Raw genomic sequence first — 4,011 nt, 5'->3', positions numbered from 1 at the left:
GGCCGATCTCGTCGACCTCCAGCTCGATCGCGGTGCGCTGGTTGCCCTCGCGGTCCTGGTAGGAGCGCTGACGCAGACGGCCCTGCGCGATGACGCGCATGCCCTTCGTCAGCGAACCCGCCACGTGCTCGGCGAACTCGCGCCAGACGGATGCGCGGAGGAACAGCGCGTCGCCGTCCTTCCACTCATTCGCGGCACGGTCGAAGTTCCGAGGCGTCGATGCGATGGTGAAGTTCGCCACCGGCAGCCCGTTCTGCGTGTAGCGCAGCTCGGGGTCGGCCGTGAGGTTTCCCACCACGGTGATGACGGTTTCGCCGGCCATGGGACTTAGGCCTTCGCAGCCTTGGCGGCCTTGCGAGCAGCCTTCTCTTCGGAGCGCTTGGCCTCCGAAGCGACCATCGCCTGAGCCTCTTCCGAGCGGAGGACCTTGGTACGCATGATCTGCTCGTTCAGCTTCAGCTGACGGTCGAGCTCCTGCGTGGCCTCGCTGGTAGCGGTGAAGTTGACGACGGCGTAGATGCCCTCGGTCTTCTTCTGGATCTCGTAAGCCAGACGGCGCTTGCCCCAGATGTCGACCTTGTCAATCGAGCCACCATCGTTGGTGATGACCTTCAGGAACTTGTCGAGCGTCGGGGCGACCGTGCGCTCGTCGATCTCGGGGGTCAGAATGACCATGAGTTCGTACTGGTGCGTCACTTACCCACCTCCTTCGGACTAGAACGGCTCTCGGGACTTTCCCGGGAGCAGGAGGGTGTGTGCACGTGCCGGTCTCTGGAATCCCGAATGGACGCCGCGAGACAGACAACCTTGACAGTCTAGCGGAAGAGCAGTGAGGCCGCGAACGGAACCCCGGGACGCGATGCACGTCAACACATGGGGGGGTCGGCGGTGCTTCCCCGCTCGGCCCCTCGTGCGTGACGGTCGTACGCTGGTGCCATGCAGCCCGTCCGCAATCTGGTGGTCGTGCTCGGCGACCAACTCGACCTCGAGGCGAGCGGATTCGACGGGTTCGATCCGCTCCTCGATGCGGTGTGGATGGCTGAGGTCGCCGAGGAATCCACACACGTCTGGAGCAGCAAGCAGCGCACCGCCCTTTTCCTGTCCGCCATGCGCCACAGTGCGGCCGAGATGCGCGCCGCCGGGCGTGTGGTCCACTACACCGCGCTCGACGACCCGGAAGGTCGTGGCACGCTCGCCGATCAGCTGACCGTCGATGTCGTGCGGCTGGAACCGGCGTCCCTCTTGATGACGGCGCCCGGCGACTGGCGGGTGCTGGAGTCGCTGCGACCGGTGGCCGCGCAGGCCGATATCCCTCTGGAGATCCGCGAAGACCGCCACTTCTTCTGCACGTTGCGCGAGTTCGCGGCGCATGTGGGTGAGCGCAGCACGCTCCGCATGGAGTACTTCTATCGCGAACAGCGCCGACGCTTCGGGATCCTCATGACACCGGAGGGGAAGCCCGAGGGCGGCGCGTGGAACTACGACGCCGAGAATCGAAAAGCCTTCCCTGCGCAGGGACCGGGGATGGTGCCACCGAGAGCCGTGTTCGCCCCGGACGAGATCACCCGCGACGTCCTCACGCTCGTCGCGGCACGCTTCGCCGACCATCCCGGTCGCCTCGACACGTTCGCATGGCCGGTCAGCCGCGCGCAGGCTCTCGAATCCCTGACGCTCTTCATCGACGAACGCCTGCCGTGGTTCGGTGACGCACAGGACGCCATGTGGCCGGGGGAACCTTGGTTGTGGCACGCCCACCTGTCCGCCGCCATGAACCTGAAGCTCCTGCGTCCGCGCGAAGTGGTCGCCGCAGCCGAGGCCGCTTACCGCGCCGGACACGCCCCCCTGGCATCGACGGAGGGGTTCATCCGTCAGATCCTCGGATGGCGCGAGTACGTGCGCGGAATCTACTGGACCCAGATGCCCGAGTATGCGCGTCACAATGCGCTCGACGCACACGAACCGCTGCCGGAGTGGTACTGGACGGGTGACACCTCGATGGCGTGCCTGGCCGACGCGATCGGCACCACACTGGAGAACGGCTACGCCCACCACATCCAACGACTGATGGTGACCGGTCTCTACGCCCTGCTCCTCGGTGTCGAGCCGACCGACCTGCACGCCTGGTACTTGGCCGTCTATGTCGACGCGGTCGAGTGGGTGGAGCTGCCCAACACCATGGGGATGAGCCAGTTCGCCGATGGCGGGCTGATGGGGAGCAAGCCCTACGCCGCTTCCGGTGCCTACATCTCGAGAATGAGTCCGCACTGTCGCGCGTGCCCGTTCGATCCCCAGAAGCGGATCGGAGCGGATGCCTGCCCGATCACCACGCTGTACTGGGATTTCCTGATGCGCAACGAGACGACACTCGCCGCGAATCCGCGGATGGCCCTGCAGGTGCGCAATGCACGTCTGCTCGACGAAGAGGAACGGGCCGCGATCAGCGGACGCGCGGCGGCGATCCGCAGAGGAGAGGTCGGAGCGAATGCCTGACGTGATCGTGATCGGGGCAGGGCTGGCAGGACTCCGCTGCGGCGGGATGCTCGCGTCACAGGGACTCGAGGTCGTGGTGCTCGAGGCTTCGGATGCCGTCGGGGGCCGCCAGCGCACCGACATCGTCGACGGGTTCCGGCTGGATCGTGGCTTCCAGGTGCTGAATCCGGCCTACCCGGCACTGCGCCGCAGCATCGATCTGGATGCCCTCGCCCTGCGCAGCTTCCCGGTCGGCGTGCGGGTACGCACCGCTCACGGCACGGCTGAGCTACGGCATCCCCTGCGGCATCCACTCTCGATCATCCCCACGCTGCGCAGCGGATTGGTGAACGGAGCAGATGCCGTCGCGCTCGCGCGCTGGGCGGCGCCGGCTCTGGTACGTCCGCTCTCCCGTCTCGCGCAGGACGATGTCACGGTACGTGAGGGGTGGGATGCCGCGGGTCTGCGTGGCCCTCTCCGCACCGCCGTGCTCGAGCCGTTCCTCGCAGGGGTGCTGGCAGAGGACCGCGGCGTGACATCGAACGCCTTCGCGCGGCTGCTGGTGCGGTACTTCGCGCTCGGGCGCCCCGGCCTGCCGGCTCAGGGGATCGCTGCGGTGCCGGAGCAGCTTGCCGCACAGGCACGGAGAGCCGGAGCCGAACTCCGTCTCGGCTCCCCCGTCGCACACGTGCGCTCACTCGGTGAGGGCGTGCAGGTGGAGGTGGCCGGCGGCGACTCCCTCCACGCGGCCCGGGTCGTCGTCGCGGTCGGGCCGGAGGCGGTCGACGAACTCACCGGACTCTCCACGCCGGCGACGAACGGCCTGCAGACCTGGTGGTTCGCCGCCACCGAAGCGCCGACCTCCTCCGCACTGCTCACCGTCGACGGCCGGCGCCGAGGTCCGATCGTGAACACGGTGGTGATGACGAACACGGTCCCGTCGTATGCCCCGGCCGGACGCCATCTCATCGCCGCGACATGTCTGCTTCCGCACGGCGGCGATCCCTCCACCGAGAGCGAGGTGCGCCGCCACCTGAGCGAGATCTGGGGCACCGACCTGAGCGCGTGGGAGCTGCTTCGTCGCGATGACATCGCCGACGCACTCCCGACCCAACCGGCGCCCCTGGAGCCGGCCCGCTCGCCGCGCTTCGCCGCGCGGATGTACATCGCCGGCGATCACCGTGACACCGCATCGATCCAGGGAGCCCTGGCGTCGGGAGAACGCGCGGCCCGAGCGGTGCTGGTCGACGCGGGGGTCCGAGAGTGATCGGCTCTCTCCGAGTCCGGTGAACGTCGCTGCGCGCAGCGACGCGGTGTGGAGGCTCGTGCGCTGACGAATCGTCCCGGTCGGGGCGGATCGGTTGCGAGCGACCTCAGTTCAGGACCGGCGGCACTTCCGACCAGACGATCCGTTCCTCCGTCGTCGGCGCGACCGGGATGCGCCCGGATCCGTCCGGCTCAGGGATCGCGGCCAGGAGCGCCTGCGTATAGGGATGCCCGGGTGCCGCCCAGAGCTGGTCCGTCGGACCCGACTCGAGCACG

The 4,011-nt window shown here is 68.1% G+C and carries 5 protein-coding genes; 2 read left to right on the top strand and 3 right to left on the bottom strand.

Going from position 1 to position 4,011, the window contains the following annotated elements; genetic code table 11:
* On the bottom strand, positions 1 to 322 hold a 322-nt coding region (locus KZA10_RS09140), incomplete at its 3' end, for a single-stranded DNA-binding protein (RefSeq protein ID WP_218682712.1).
* Positions 323 to 327: 5 nt separating this feature from the next.
* Positions 328 to 696 carry a 30S ribosomal protein S6 gene (gene rpsF, locus KZA10_RS09135; RefSeq protein WP_017829852.1) on the bottom strand — a complete coding sequence of 123 codons (369 nt, stop codon included), beginning with the start codon at positions 694 to 696 and terminating at the stop codon, positions 328 to 330.
* 240 nt (positions 697 to 936) lie between these two features.
* Between rpsF and KZA10_RS09130 the strand changes: the two genes are divergently transcribed.
* On the top strand, positions 937 to 2,490 hold the full coding sequence (locus KZA10_RS09130) for a cryptochrome/photolyase family protein (protein WP_218682711.1): 1,554 nt from the start codon (positions 937 to 939) through the stop codon (positions 2,488 to 2,490).
* Positions 2,483 to 3,736: an NAD(P)/FAD-dependent oxidoreductase gene (locus KZA10_RS09125; RefSeq protein WP_218682710.1), complete on the top strand. Its 1,254-nt coding sequence runs from the start codon at positions 2,483 to 2,485 to the stop codon at positions 3,734 to 3,736. The genes KZA10_RS09130 and KZA10_RS09125 overlap by 8 nt, the downstream gene beginning before the upstream one ends.
* Positions 3,737 to 3,842: 106 nt before the next feature.
* On the opposite strand, the gene KZA10_RS09120 is transcribed toward KZA10_RS09125, so the two are convergent.
* Positions 3,843 to 4,010 (bottom strand): hypothetical protein, encoded by a 168-nt coding sequence (locus KZA10_RS09120; RefSeq protein WP_308289625.1) that lies wholly within the window; start codon positions 4,008 to 4,010, stop codon positions 3,843 to 3,845.
* Position 4,011 lies beyond the last annotated feature (1 nt).

The sequence above is a fragment of the Microbacterium sp. BF1 genome, from assembly GCF_019279095.1.
In the GTDB taxonomy this organism is placed as follows: Bacteria; Actinomycetota; Actinomycetes; order Actinomycetales; family Microbacteriaceae; genus Microbacterium; species Microbacterium maritypicum.
Note: the sequence above shows the minus strand (reverse complement) of the source record. Positions and strands in the feature narration are given on the sequence as shown.

Bases quoted from the DNA above. Each gene is read 5' to 3' on its own strand.
- KZA10_RS09130 (WP_218682711.1), top strand. From the start codon at position 937: ATGCAGCCCGTCCGCAATCTGGTGGTCGTGCTCGGCGACCAACTCGAC.
- KZA10_RS09125 (WP_218682710.1), top strand. From the start codon at position 2,483: ATGCCTGACGTGATCGTGATCGGGGCAGGGCTGGCAGGACTCCGCTGC.